Origin of the sequence: Burkholderia sp. JP2-270, from assembly GCF_003233675.1 — a bacterium.
In the GTDB taxonomy this organism is placed as follows: Bacteria; Pseudomonadota; Gammaproteobacteria; order Burkholderiales; family Burkholderiaceae; genus Burkholderia; species Burkholderia pyrrocinia_C.
Genome location: NZ_CP029826.1, coordinates 784,574 through 796,843 on the forward strand (window position 1 = coordinate 784,574; position 12,270 = coordinate 796,843).

The 12,270-nt window shown below is 57.6% G+C and carries 10 protein-coding genes and 2 pseudogenes; 10 read left to right on the forward strand and 2 right to left on the reverse strand.

Annotated elements, in window-relative coordinates; all coding sequences use genetic code 11:
• The first annotated feature begins 405 nt into the window (after positions 1–405).
• The 7 genes from DM992_RS36305 to DM992_RS36335 all read left to right on the forward strand — a co-directional run bounded on the left by DM992_RS36305 (position 406) and on the right by DM992_RS36335 (position 7,410).
• Positions 406–870, forward strand: a complete 465-nt coding sequence (locus tag DM992_RS36305; RefSeq protein ID WP_111021016.1) for a calcium-dependent protein kinase — start codon at positions 406–408, stop codon at positions 868–870.
• A 58-nt stretch (positions 871–928) separates the two neighbouring features.
• Positions 929–1,951, forward strand: coding sequence for an S-adenosylmethionine:tRNA ribosyltransferase-isomerase (locus tag DM992_RS36310; protein WP_162631820.1), 1,023 nt, complete (start codon positions 929–931; stop codon positions 1,949–1,951).
• Positions 1,952–2,001: 50 nt separating this feature from the next.
• On the forward strand, positions 2,002–2,223 hold the full coding sequence (locus DM992_RS36315) for a hypothetical protein (RefSeq protein WP_162631821.1): 222 nt from the start codon (positions 2,002–2,004) through the stop codon (positions 2,221–2,223).
• Positions 2,220–3,515 (forward strand): radical SAM protein, encoded by a 1,296-nt coding sequence (locus tag DM992_RS36320; RefSeq protein WP_111021019.1) that lies wholly within the window; start codon positions 2,220–2,222, stop codon positions 3,513–3,515. The genes DM992_RS36315 and DM992_RS36320 overlap by 4 nt, the downstream gene beginning before the upstream one ends.
• A gap of 77 nt (positions 3,516–3,592) precedes the next feature.
• Positions 3,593–5,569, forward strand: a complete 1,977-nt coding sequence (locus DM992_RS36325) for a radical SAM protein (protein WP_162631822.1) — start codon at positions 3,593–3,595, stop codon at positions 5,567–5,569.
• A 9-nt stretch (positions 5,570–5,578) separates the two neighbouring features.
• Complete coding sequence (locus DM992_RS36330; protein WP_162631823.1) at positions 5,579–6,727, forward strand: diaminopimelate decarboxylase; 1,149 nt, start codon at positions 5,579–5,581, stop codon at positions 6,725–6,727.
• Positions 6,728–6,900: 173 nt separating this feature from the next.
• A complete protein-coding gene (locus DM992_RS36335; protein WP_111021022.1) occupies positions 6,901–7,410 on the forward strand; it encodes a CPBP family intramembrane glutamic endopeptidase in 510 nt (169 codons plus the stop codon).
• A gap of 292 nt (positions 7,411–7,702) precedes the next feature.
• Here the strand turns inward: DM992_RS36335 and DM992_RS36340 are convergent.
• A pseudogene (locus DM992_RS36340) lies at positions 7,703–7,918 on the reverse strand (transposase); the annotation flags it as partial.
• 80 nt (positions 7,919–7,998) lie between these two features.
• On the opposite strand from DM992_RS36340, the gene DM992_RS36345 reads away from it, so the two are divergent.
• From DM992_RS36345 to DM992_RS36355, 3 genes are all read left to right on the forward strand, one after another.
• Positions 7,999–8,382 carry a transposase gene (locus tag DM992_RS36345; RefSeq protein ID WP_152778060.1) on the forward strand — a complete coding sequence of 128 codons (384 nt, stop codon included), beginning with the start codon at positions 7,999–8,001 and terminating at the stop codon, positions 8,380–8,382.
• The gene (gene tnpB / locus DM992_RS36350) at positions 8,370–8,717 is read left to right on the forward strand and encodes an IS66 family insertion sequence element accessory protein TnpB (protein WP_080938779.1); all 348 of its coding nucleotides are present in this window, start codon (positions 8,370–8,372) and stop codon (positions 8,715–8,717) included. Before DM992_RS36345 ends, tnpB begins: the two co-directional genes overlap by 13 nt.
• Before the next feature lie 63 nt (positions 8,718–8,780).
• The gene (locus DM992_RS36355; RefSeq protein WP_111021023.1) at positions 8,781–10,355 is read left to right on the forward strand and encodes an IS66 family transposase; all 1,575 of its coding nucleotides are present in this window, start codon (positions 8,781–8,783) and stop codon (positions 10,353–10,355) included.
• Between the two features lie 36 nt (positions 10,356–10,391).
• Here DM992_RS36355 and DM992_RS36360 read toward each other — a convergent pair.
• Positions 10,392–11,302, reverse strand: a pseudogene (locus DM992_RS36360) (IS3-like element IS407 family transposase); the annotation flags it as partial.
• Between the last annotated feature and the right edge of the window lie 968 nt (positions 11,303–12,270).

Below are 12,270 nucleotides of genomic sequence, written 5' to 3' on the forward strand. Positions count from 1 at the left end.
GCTGGGCCGAGCGTTGCGTTGCGTGTTGGCTTTGGAAGGGCCGATTGGGCACCCGGGGGCGGAGCGGGGAGGGGGCATCAATCTCTGCGAGCGCGACAAAGCATTGCGCGAAGTAGTCGAACACTGGAGCGTCACCAAAGACGAGGAACAAAGCCGCGGCGATCCCGAAGCCAACAATCACCGCTGCAGCAACGAAACCAGAGACGACAGCGGGAGAGATGACGAGTGGCTTACTGTGTGCGGGTACTTATCCTGTTTGATTCTGTTCAGCTTGAGTTGCGGCCCTTGACCGCTTGGATTTGGGGGCGTAATCTGCTTTGGCTTCCAGAAGTTCACGGTCGCCAGAGCGCTGTGCCGTATCCAGTCCCCTCTGACGGTGAGTCGATCTTTTGATGGAGGGCACAAATGGCTACTCAACGTCCCCAAAGCCTTGACTCGGTGATGGCTGCTTCTCTAAAGCAGTACGACCGCGGAGACCCGAAGTGGTTCGCGCACCTTGCTAGCGACGCGACTGTATATGCGATTGGAACGACAACCCCATTCGTCGGTCGCGCGGCCTATGAGGCGCACTTCTCTCCGAACCTCACCGCTGCAAAGAGAAAAACCCAAGTCCTTGATCAAAAGGTCAAGTACCTAAACGACGCAACTGCCGTAGTTACTCAGACGCTGCAAATCACGCAGGCGGGCGTGGTTTCAGTCGTGCGGCAGAGCATTGTTTGGAGTCTCAATAAAGTTTGGCAGATTAGCCACTTACATTCCGCCTTGGTTGGAAACCCTACCGGCGCGAAATCACCGGCAACGGTGAAGGGCATTCGCGTACTCAATGAGCGGATTGCCACAGTCGCCGCCGTTCTGGGTGTAGCACAGTAACTCCTCGCACAGAGTTGTTCCCGTGGCCCTTGTTGTCGGCGTAAGCCGAGGAGGAGCCGTGCTTTTATCTGATTTGGCGTACGACCTCGATCCATCGTGCGTCGCGCGTGAGCCGTCGGAAGTGCGACTCGGTAGGCGAGGGCTCAACCGGATGCTTTGCGTCGATCGCAAGCGGAAGCATTTTGAAGATGATTATGTGAGTTCACTTCCGGCGATACTTGATCCCGGCGATGTTCTTATCCTAAACGACAGCCGACGATCTGCAGGAGTCCTCTTCGGTTATTCCAAAGAAGGCGGACAAGTCGAGCTGCGGCTTGTGAGGCAAATCTCCGAGCATTGCTTTACGGCCCGGTTGTTTCCGAATCATTTTGCGAAAACGTGCGCCATCCTGCAAGTGGGGGATTTCAATCTTCGAATTGACGACGGCCCAGGTGGCCCTCATGGCCTCTATTGCCTTACATCGGAAAGGCCGCTCGCCGACTTGCTTCGCGCGCACGGCTTGCCGATTACTTCGTTCTTTTACGACGGCTATTTCGAGCTCGCGAACTACAACCCGATCTATGCTTCCGAGGAAGGTTCGTTTGAAAGCCCTATGGCTGGACTTCACCTATCGCAGGAGATTCTCTTTGGGCTTCAGAGTCGAGAAATCGAGATAGCCTATCTAACCCACCATGTAGTGGGTAGCTGGCTATCGCCGACCACAGACCAAATCGACGACCTTTCGCTGGCCGAAGAGAGCTACAGCGTCCCTGACGCCACCAGCGCTGCTGTACGACGCGCCAAGCGTTCGGGCAATCGGGTTGTAGCAGTTGGAAGCACGAGCGTTCGCGCTCTGGAAAGCGCCTGCGACGATAATGGAGTGCCATGCTCGGAAAAAGGAACCACCAAACTTTGCATCCGACCAGGGTTTAAGTTCAGATGCGTCGACGCCTATCTAACTAGCTTCCATCCGGCCCGCTCAAGTCTTATGGTTCTTGATGTTGCATTTTGCGAGCTATCACTCCTACGAGACGCGTACAAGCACGCGAATGCTGAGCGGTACATGTTTCTTGAGTTCGGTGACGCGGTGCTTTACCTATGACTTCGAGAAGGGATCAGCCAAGGTATCAGAAAGACCGCCGCGTTCTTTGGGTGATGGTCAAAGACGACATCTTGCTGCGTAACTACTCGACGAACATGGCGATTCAACTCGACCCACAGAGGAGACGCGTCTGGGAGCTCTTGGACGGGGCGCACACCCAAACGCAGATCGCCGAGAAATTGCGTTTGGATGAGGAATTCGGGCTAGGTGCTGCCGAGATAGCAGACCTGATCGCAACGCTAGAGATCAACGGTTTTCTCATTCGAGCATGACGTCAGCGCTTCCACTTCGAGTCAACAAGGAGTACTTCGGCTACATCGCTGGCTTCAGCGATGGCACTGTTGCCTTATTAAAGCCGTCGGCAGGTTCCTCGCTGGCTTCAGGGGCAAGCTACGAACAGTTGCTCGAACTTGGATTGCTTCTTGAGGACCTCGAAGTTCGAGAGGGTTTCTATCTTCATACTCCGCTGCTGGTATGGATCGAGTTGACTCGGCGCTGCAATCTGACGTGCAAGCATTGCTACATAAGCGGCGGCGATGCACGGGCTAGTGAAATGGATACGGGTCAGTTTCGTTCACTCTTGGATGAGCTGGCAGACATGGGCGTGTGGGCAGTCGCCTTCACCGGCGGCGAACCGACGCTACACCCGTCATTCGTTGAGCTTGTCTGGCATGCGCGCCAACGCGGCCTGTTGGTCGGAATCGCCACGAACGGATTAACTCTTTCGCGTGAGTTGCTTGGTGCACTTCCTACTGATGATGTCATTATTAGCGTAAGCCTTGACAACCTGCACTTCGCAGGAAAGCAAGAAGGAAGAGAGTTCAAGCATATAACTGAAGCGATCGACCGGTGTCATGAGTTCGGCTTTAAAACGAACATTATGACCAATACCAATCGAAAGAATTTCGGCGAACTCGGCCGACTGATAGATTGGGCTGAGCAGAAAAACGTTTCGATTAGGAGCGTACCCTTTTCGCCCCTCGGCAGAGGAAAGCAATACCGCAAGGAGCTGGAGTTGTCCGTCGCGGAGGCAGACGCAGCCGCCGCATTTTGGATTCGAGAGTGCGAGCTTGAGCACCGCTACCACAAAGATGTGGGTCTCTGCGTGGGCTCGATTTTCAACTATGGGCTAAGCCTTGGCTACATGACCAGGCGATGTTCTAGCGGGCGTTACCTCGCCTACATCGCTGCGGACGGAACTGTGTATCCGTGCACGATGACAGCGGGTGAGTCGATCCTGTCACCTGGGAGTATTCTCGCTGGAGGCTTTGCGAAGCTGTGGCGCTCTGACTGGCAAATAAGACAGTATTCTTGGGACAACTTTGCCGAGACATGCGCTCGGTGTCCAATCAACGCAGAAGAGTTCTACTGCGCTGCACGATGTCCGGCGATGTCTTTCGCGCGACACGGTGAGTACTTTAGCTGTGGCGCTTCGGAGTTCGAGATCGCTAGTACCGTTGTGAGGACAGCTAGGCTCGGCGTCACGGAGACAGGTCAGTCTAGTGGGCGACGTATCATCGATATCGTTCCCGAGGGCAAACGTGCAAGGGAGACGGATATATGAGGACTGTATTGTGCACGAGTCCGCATGTTCGACACCCCGCCGTTCTTCAGGCAGATTTTGAAGACAGGCGAGGGCTGATGTATAGCTTTGTGCCGATCGGGTTGCTTTCGCTCGCGGCGGTGATAAGGCAAAGTGGGCTGTGCGAAGCGCTCCTGTTCGATATCAATGACGCTATCAATGACCGGCGAGTAGACCCGGCCGGGGAATTCTATTGTGCGGCGGCTGAACTGATTTGCTCTTTGGAGCCAGATGTGGTGGGTTTCATGACTGAATGTGACTCATATCACCATGTGCTTCAGATTTGCGCCGAAATTCGGAGGTTCCGCCCCAGTGCAGTGATCATACTTGGAGGGCCGCATGCGTCGACCACTGCGGCGGTGACTCTTGCGCGATGGAACTGCATCGACGCCATATGCGTTGGTGAGGGGGAGCGGACTGTTCTACCGCTCGTAGAATCGCTGCTAAGTGTCGAAAGACGGAATGTACCGGGGGCAGTTCTCCGTAGCCGGAACGGCGAAATTCTGAATGGAGGCCCTGCTCATCTGGTTGACGATCTCGATTCACTACCGGTGCCGGCCTTCGAGATGTACGAGCCGAAGGAGGACGAAGAGATATTTCTCGAAGTCGGGAGGGGGTGCCCATTTGCATGCACCTTCTGCTCAACCGCGCCGTACTGGGAGCGCCGCCACAGAGTAAAATCTCCGCAGCGTATCGTCGCCGAGCTCAGTCGCGTGGAGAACCTCTACGGGCCTCGTCGCTTCCACTTTACGCACGATCTTTTCACGACCGACCGGCGCTGGGCTTTGGCCGTTTCAGAGGCAATCGCCTTGCTCGATGCGGTACCGGCGTGGACCTGTAGTGCACGGGCTGATCGTGTGGATCCTGAACTCCTGCAACAGATGGCAAAAGGCGGCTGTAATGCCATCTACTACGGGGTTGAGAGCGGCTCAAGCCGGATCCTGACGACCATCAAGAAGGAGATTCCTTGGGATGTAACGCTGCGTGCTATAGACAACAGCATCTCCGTCGGCATCCAGGCAAACGCTGGTCTCGTCGTCGGTTTCCCGGAGGACGACGAGGACTCAGTTCGCGAGACGTTTGATGCATATACACAGCTTTTAGCGCGCGGGGCAAAGCCAGTGCATATCTTCGGATTCTGTCCGTTCAACGGCGCTGCTTCCTTCGACGCAAAAGATCTACGCGGTACGCAGAAGCATTTCCTAGACATTCCACTTCCGTCTTCGGTCGACACGGCTAACCGACAATTGATTGTTGACGACCCCGTCCTTTTTTCCGTGTACCGAAGGTTGGCCACCAGTACCTTGAGAAGTATTGCACCAGGATTCATAGAAGGTATTGACGAGTTCACGCCGCTCGTTGAGTCGTGTCTGCTGCCCTCTCTCATCTTTGTCGGACTAGGCGTTTCGATGCTTGACCTCTACAAGGGATGGCTCAGTTGGATATCGGCTCGGAATGAAAAGCTCGATCGACCCGAACATCGGCGTTTCTATGGGGGAGCGCTCCAGTATGCGACCTATTTATTCGATCGGGCGCAACAACTGGAAGATATTCGACCCGATCTCGTGCCCTATCTGGACCTTCTTCAACGCTCGTTCGCGAGTGCTGCCTCAACAGACCTCTCTCCGCTTTCGATGGCAACGTATCGTTCAGGCGTGATGCCACCTGACGTACTTCGCTCGCGCATCGAGGAGGGTTGCCTCGTCGCAGCGGAGCAAGTCGTGGGCTCATTTGATTGCGAATGGGACTTGAGTGAGTTGCTGGCGTGGACATGCAAGCAAAGTATTCCCGCTCCGCGCCTCTGCCGCTGTGGCTACGTGTTGCAGCGGACGGGTGATCAATCCGGCGTTCGCCTGCTTCAGGTTGCTCCAGCAGTTCTGGAGTTGCTCGAGTCATTGCGGCACAAGCCACTTGATGCGGCATCGTTGTGGGCCGAGCGGGTCCACGAACCCTGCTTACTGACGGCAGCCGGCATAGACGGGGTGGTTCAAACCATGGTTGAAGCCGGTGGCGCAGGCCTTGTCCGTATCCAATAGGAGGTGTGAGTGCACCATGCAATCCCCGCCAACGTTGTTGAACGTTGCAAGTTGGTCACCGAACCGACCTACGTGTACGATCTATCACAGTTGAGACGAACCGCTTCCTACATCAAGGATGCATTCAAGCATCAGGAAGCAATGGTACTCTTCGCCACGATGGCGAATCCACGCCCTGAAATTCTCGAAACGCTCAGTGAACTCGGCATCGGCGCATGCGTGAACTCAGTGGCACACCTTAGGGCCGCCATTCGGGCGGGCATGCAGCGGGACAGAATTCAGTTTACATCTTCAGGCTTGTCTACCGAGGATCTCGAAGAGATTGCTTCCTTTAAAGTCCAATGCAACGTCGACTCTGCTTGGCAAGCAGCGATGCTGATGGATATTTCGAAAGGAGCAGCTTGTGGCGTACGAGTTAACACCCGACTCCTTCTCGCAGAAAGCGTTTCGGCGTATGATCGCCTTGGCTTAGATCCGGGTGACGTGCCCGCTTTGAGTTCCATGGTTGAATCACGAAGCGGACGTTTGAACGGCGCGCACATCTATGTAGGAACAAACTTCCGAAGCCACATTGAAATGCTCCCGGCTCTTGACCGCTTTTTCAGTGTGGCAGCCACTGTCTCGGCTCTCGATTATGTCAATGTAGGCGGGGGCATTGGGGTCGATTACACTAGACTCAACCACGAGTTCGAAGTCAACGACTATGCTCGAGCAATCGGACAGAGGCTTGATGCCCTTCGAGAAAAGCTTGCTCGTCAGGTGCAACTCGTTGTGGAGCCCGGAAGAGCAATCGTTGCTTCGTCCGGCTACTTCACGTGTCGCGTAACGGACGTCAAGAAGCTAGGCGACCGGATTTTCGTCGGCGTGAACGCTAGTGTGGCTCAGTTCCCTCGGCCGTGGCATCATCCAGAAACACCTCACCAAGTCTACGCGGCGAAGCTGATCAACGACTGCGTAGCGAACGACGTTGGGGAAACGATGGATGCCGTGATCGCGGGACGTACGACGTATTCAAAAGACGTGCTTTCCACCGCCCGACTTCCTACGAATCTGAAAGTGGGCGATGCCCTGATTTTTGCCGACGCAGGCGCATATTGTGACTCCATGGCATCAAGGTTCTTAGGGCAACCGGATACCGAGTCAATATTTCTAAACTGAAAGACATACTCGTGTTGTCTACACGCGGTCTCGTTTTATGTATTGTCATAGTTGCCCTTAGTCCCTTCCCATTCGGCCTCCTGCTGAGGATCATCTTTACTCGAGGATATACAAAGACCTTTTTGATTCGTGGAGCGCTGCTCGCCGCAGCTTCCAGTCTCCTTGTTTGCGATATGGAACGCGACGCTTACGGGGAGACATTAGCGACGGTCGGCGTCGGCGCGGTGACCGTTGGGGTTGCTGCCATGTTGCTAGTGGACGGTGTTTCGCTCCGATACCTGATGCGAGTGGACGCGACGCGGCTTAGCGAGTACGTGGTTGCCCTTCCGCGTTTGCATACTGTCAAGTCTTGGCTGACTTTCCTGTTGGCGAACATTTCAGGTTCAATCTGGGAGGAACTCGTATTCCGCTATCTGCCATACGTGCAATTCAAAAGTCAACCTTGGCTGCTCGTGGTTGCCATCATTTTCTCATCGGCAATCTTTGGCATGCAGCACATCAGCTCGGGCTGGCGGCAGGTCACCTATTCTTGTGCGCTTGGTTGTTTTTTCAGTGCCTTGGTCTGGGTAACAGGGAGTATTTGGTCATCGCTAGCCGCGCACTTTGTGGGAAACACCTTCACGTTGGCGATCGCAAGGCCACTGCTTCTGCGAAAACTTCGTGGATACAGCGCACCCTTCTAGAAGTTTTGGTTTCCAAAATGCGACATTAGCCGAGGAGATGCGAGGGGTACATCACCCACTCTGTCCTATCAACCGAAGGCAAGCGTCTGCACCGGCGCCAACGCCACGACTTTCTAGGATTTGATCACGGGTTGGCTGCGGCACTTCGGTGCTATCGTCTGGAGCAGCCCTTTGGCACCGGTCGGCTTTGCACGGAGCGCGTGGGAAACATTGTGACGGTACGTATGACGGTATTGCCGTCAAGCTGACCTGCCCCCATCAATAGGGCCAATGGGCTTCTAGCAAAGTCCCTTTAAACCAACTCCTGGAAAGCGGCAGGAGTATCCGCGGTTGCCCGATGTTTCGCCGCAAACTCTGACGGCGCAAGGTAGTTCAGTGCGCTGTGCGGCCTTTGCTCGTTGTAGTCCTGACGCCATGCCGCGATGACTGCCCGAGCATGCGCGAGCGTCGTGAACCAGTGCTCGTTAAGGCATTCGTCGCGGAACTTGCCGTTGAACGATTCGATGTACGTAAGCGGCCGGGCAACCCGTCTTGAGTTGGGGTAAAGCTCTTGGGAGTATCGTGTCCACCTAACGAATAAGCGGACACGTGAACACTATCGAATCGGAAGCACTCCCCGAGCGTCGTCGCCGGCAACGGTACAGCGAGGAGTTCAAGGCGCAGGTGGTAGCTGCGTGCCAGGGAATCGGCGTATCGGTTGCTGCGGTCGCGCTGGAACACCGGCTCAACGCGAATCTGCTGCGGCGCTGGATCGATCAGGCGGAGGGGCGACTTCCCAAGAGACCGCTGGGTCGTCCACCGGCCACGCCACCGTCGCTGCCAGCCTTTGTGTCGGTGCCATTGGGAGCGCCGAGTCCGCACTCGGCAGAGATCCGCATCGAGGTGCGCCGGGGCGATCAGTCGATCACGGTCAGTTGGCCCGTGTCCGAAGCCGCCCAGTGTGCCGCCTGGCTGCGCGAGTGGATGCGGTGATCCGCGTCGACGAGATCTGGCTGGCGACCGATCCGCTGGACATGCGTGCCGGTTTCGACACGGCCTTGGCGCGCGTGGTCAAGGTATTCGGTGCCGCGCACCCGCACCATGCTTATCTGTTCGCCAATCGCCGCGCCAACCGCATGAAGGTCCTGATCCACGACGGGATCGGCATTTGGTTGGCAGCACGACGTCTGAATCAGGGGCAATTTGCCTGGCCGCACGCCGGCAGCGAACCGAAGCAGCATGAACTGACGCACGAACAACTGGCCGGCCTGGTGCTGGGCCTGCCGTGGCAACGCATTGGCGAGAGTGGCGTGATCCGTGTCGTCTGAGTACGACGGAGGCGTAAACAGTTCAGCTTCCACCGCCTACAGCGTTCTGGCAGACTGGCCTGCATGAATCCCGCTGACCTCGACGCACTTACCCCGGAACAGTTGCGCGCCCTGACTGCGCAACTGATTGCAGAGGTCCAGTCGAAGGACCAGGCGATCCACGAGAAGGAGCGGGAAGCCAGTGAACGAGATCGGGAACTCCGCTACAAGCAGACCCGCATCGACCAGCTTACCCATGAGATCTCGATCCTCAAGCGCCAGCAGTTCGGCCGGCGTAGCGAACAGCTCAACAGCGAGCAGATGAACCTGCTCGACGAGGCGATCGATGGCGACTTGGTTGCCATCGAGATGGAGCTTGAGCAACTCGAGCCTACGCGAGCTGAACGGCAACGCGAGCAGCCGAAACGGGCACCACTGCCGCCGCAACTGCCACGCACCGACGTCCATCACGAACCGGACAGCACAACATGCCAGTGCGGTTGCGAACGCATACGGATCGGCGAGGACGTGAGCGAGAAGCTGGACTACACGCCGGGCGTGTTTACGGTGGAACGGCACATCCGCGGCAAGTGGGTGTGCAAAGCGTGCGAGACGCTGATCCAAGCGCCGGTTCCACCGCATGTGATCGACAAGGGCATGCCCACCGCCGGGTTGCTCGCGCAGGTGCTGGTCGCCAAGTACGGCGACCACCTGCCCCTGTATCGCCAGGAACAGATCTTTGGTCGTGCGGGACTGGCCATCCCGAGATCCACGCTGGGTGCCTGGGTGGGCCGGTGTGGCGTGCAGTTGCAGCCGTTGGTCGACGCACTCGGCCAGGCCATTCGGCAACAGGCGGTGTTGCACGCCGACGAGACGCCGGTGCAAATGCTCAGTCCCGGCAAGGGCAAAACGCACCGGGCATACCTGTGGGCGTATACGTCGACTCAGTTCAGCGAACTGCGCGCGGTGGTCTACGACTTCGCCGAGAGCCGCGCCGGTGCGCACGCTCGCACGTTCCTGACGGGCTGGCACGGCAAACTGGTATGCGACGACTACAGCGGGTACAAGGCCTCGTTCCAGCACGGCATCACCGAGATCGGATGCGCGGCCCATGCTCGACGCAAGTTCTTTGAATTGCATGCCAACCACAGCAGCCATGTTGCGGGGCAGGCCCTGCCGTTCTTTACCGCGCTCTACGACATCGAACGCGAGGCTGCAGCACTGGATGTCGACGAACGGCAGCGGCTTCGACAGCGTCGGGCCAAGCCGGTGTGCGACGCCCTCTATGAATGGTTGATGGCGCAGCGCAAACTCGTTGCGGACGGCTCGGCGATTGCGAAGGCGCTGGACTACAGCCTGAAACGATGGGACGCACTCACGCGCTATCTCGATGACGGCAATGTGCCGATCGACAACAACTGGGTCGAAAACCAGATCCGACCGTGGGCAGTCGGTCGGTCCAATTGGTTGTTCGCCGGATCACTGCGTGCGGGTCAGCGCGCGGCCGCCATCATGAGCTTGATTCGATCGGCGCAACTGAACGGGCTCGATCCGCTCGCCTATCTGAAGGACGTCCTCACACGCTTGCCGACCCACAAGGCCAACGACATCGACGCGCTACTGCCGCATCGTTGGCAACCTCTCTCGACTGCCGCCTAAACTCGCTCGTCAAGACGGGTTGGCTGGTCGCTTACCGATGTACGCATTCTGCGTTGGCTTGCCCGCCTGAATCAACTTCAGAGCGACGCCGTTCGCATACGCCCACTGGTCAAGCGCGCGGCTCGTAAATTCGGGGCCCTGGTCTGTTCGCACCGCCTTGGGATAGCCACGGAAGCGAGCTGCGCGGTCCAATGCCCGAGCGACATACAAACCTGAGATGCCATGGTCGACGACGATGTCGACAGCCTCTTTCGTGAAGTCGTCGACGACGGTCAGGCACTTCACGCGCCGGCCGTTGGAAAGCGCGTCTATCACGAAATCGATTGACCACACCTCGTTGGGGGCGCCCGGCAATGCCAGTTGCTCGCGCTCAATCATTACGCCGCGGCGCTTGCGACGGCGCCGCACAGCCAGCCCTGCCTCACGGTACAGGCGATAGATGCGCTTGTGATTGGCGTGCGTGCCTTCGCGTTCCACTAGGGCGTGCAATCGGCGGTAGCCGAATCGACGACGTTCGTGTGCCAACTCCACCAGACGCGCCGCTAGCACCTCATTCTCGTGGTCTGGCTTCGCGTCGTAATGCAGCACGCTGCGAGAAAGCCCGACAAGCCGGCAGGCGCGGCGCTCGGAGATGTTGACCTTCTCCCGAATCGCCGATACTGCTTCGCGTTTGGCTTGCGGGCTCAGGGCTTTCCCTTGACGACGACCTTCAACGCTTCCATATCGAGCATTGCTTCGGCCAGCAGCTTCTTCAGCCGGGCATTCTCCACCTCGAGGTCCTTGAGCCGGCGGGCTTCCGAGACTTCCATGCCACCGAACTTCGCACGCCAAGTGTAGAACGACGCATCACTGAACCCGTGCTTCCTGCACAGTTCCTTGACCGGCATGCCGGCCTCGGCTTCCTTCAGAAACCCGATGATTTGCTGTTCCGTAAAGCGCTTCTTCATGTTCGTCTTCTTCTCCGAAAACGAACTTTACTAGACTCCGGCTGGCCCTGTTTGCAGGGGGCAGGTCAATGTTACCCTTCGTTTCGTGCCATCTTGCGAAAGCCTTACGCTCGCCGCTCACGCAACTAAATTTGTTACTAGTTTTCAACTAATTTTGTGTCTACCAGCGGCCGGCAGGGTTCGTTGGCGGCATCCCGCCACTCCGGGGCTCCTCGCGGAGCAGCTTCAGGCGATCTTCGAGCGGAGCTTCGCGGCCGAACCGAGTCAGCACGATCAAAGCCTCTATCCAGCTGGCACCGGCTCGTCAGCCATGTCGATCGACGATTGCCACACAACTTTGGTTGAAATCGCCCATCGCGTTACAACTTTAGTTGACGCGATCGCGCAGCTAGACTCATCTTTAGTTGAAACGGAATTTCCCGCTTAGCCTTTCCTGGCATGGGTTGGCTGGAATTCCTTGGCTCTCGCGGATGGTTACAACGTTAGTTGTGTGAGCGGCGGCACTCGCCCTTAGGGAGTTGAGCGCTCCTACCGCGGCGATCGAAAAGCGGTGCCATCACCGTTCCGGCGCCCCTGGATTTCTGGCGCGGGCGACGACGTGCCGTGGGCGGGTTCTTTGGCCATTGCGCCACACGCGGGCCGGGGTGTTCTTCGATCCGGACGGGGCTGTTGGCGAGGCGACTTCGTCTCAGGCGGTGCTGAGGCTCAATTGCGAGCGACCACATTTAGTGTGGTGAAAGGGAAGGGCCTCGGCGGGCCGGCGGCTGAATTCTCTCCGCGGTGCGGAGAGAATTGGGGGAGCGCCCAGCAGGGTTCCGCCGTGGCTGAGATTCCGGTAACGTGGCCCCTATTGGCGTGCGCCGGCCCGCCGAGCCCTCCATTCCTGACAAGATGACCGAACTCGTCCCCGCATCCCTATTGACCGACATCCGCCACATGATTGATTCGGCGCGCGCCCGAGCGGCGGC

Coding starts and splice junctions, on each gene's coding strand:
- DM992_RS36305 (WP_111021016.1), top strand. CDS start 406: ATGGCTACTCAACGTCCCCAAAGCCTTGACTCGGTGATGGCTGCTTCT.
- DM992_RS36320 (WP_111021019.1), top strand. CDS start 2,220: ATGACGTCAGCGCTTCCACTTCGAGTCAACAAGGAGTACTTCGGCTAC.
- DM992_RS36355 (WP_111021023.1), top strand. CDS start 8,781: ATGAATCCCGCTGACCTCGACGCACTTACCCCGGAACAGTTGCGCGCC.
- DM992_RS36335 (WP_111021022.1), top strand. CDS start 6,901: ATGGAACGCGACGCTTACGGGGAGACATTAGCGACGGTCGGCGTCGGC.
- DM992_RS36325 (WP_162631822.1), top strand. CDS start 3,593: ATGTATAGCTTTGTGCCGATCGGGTTGCTTTCGCTCGCGGCGGTGATA.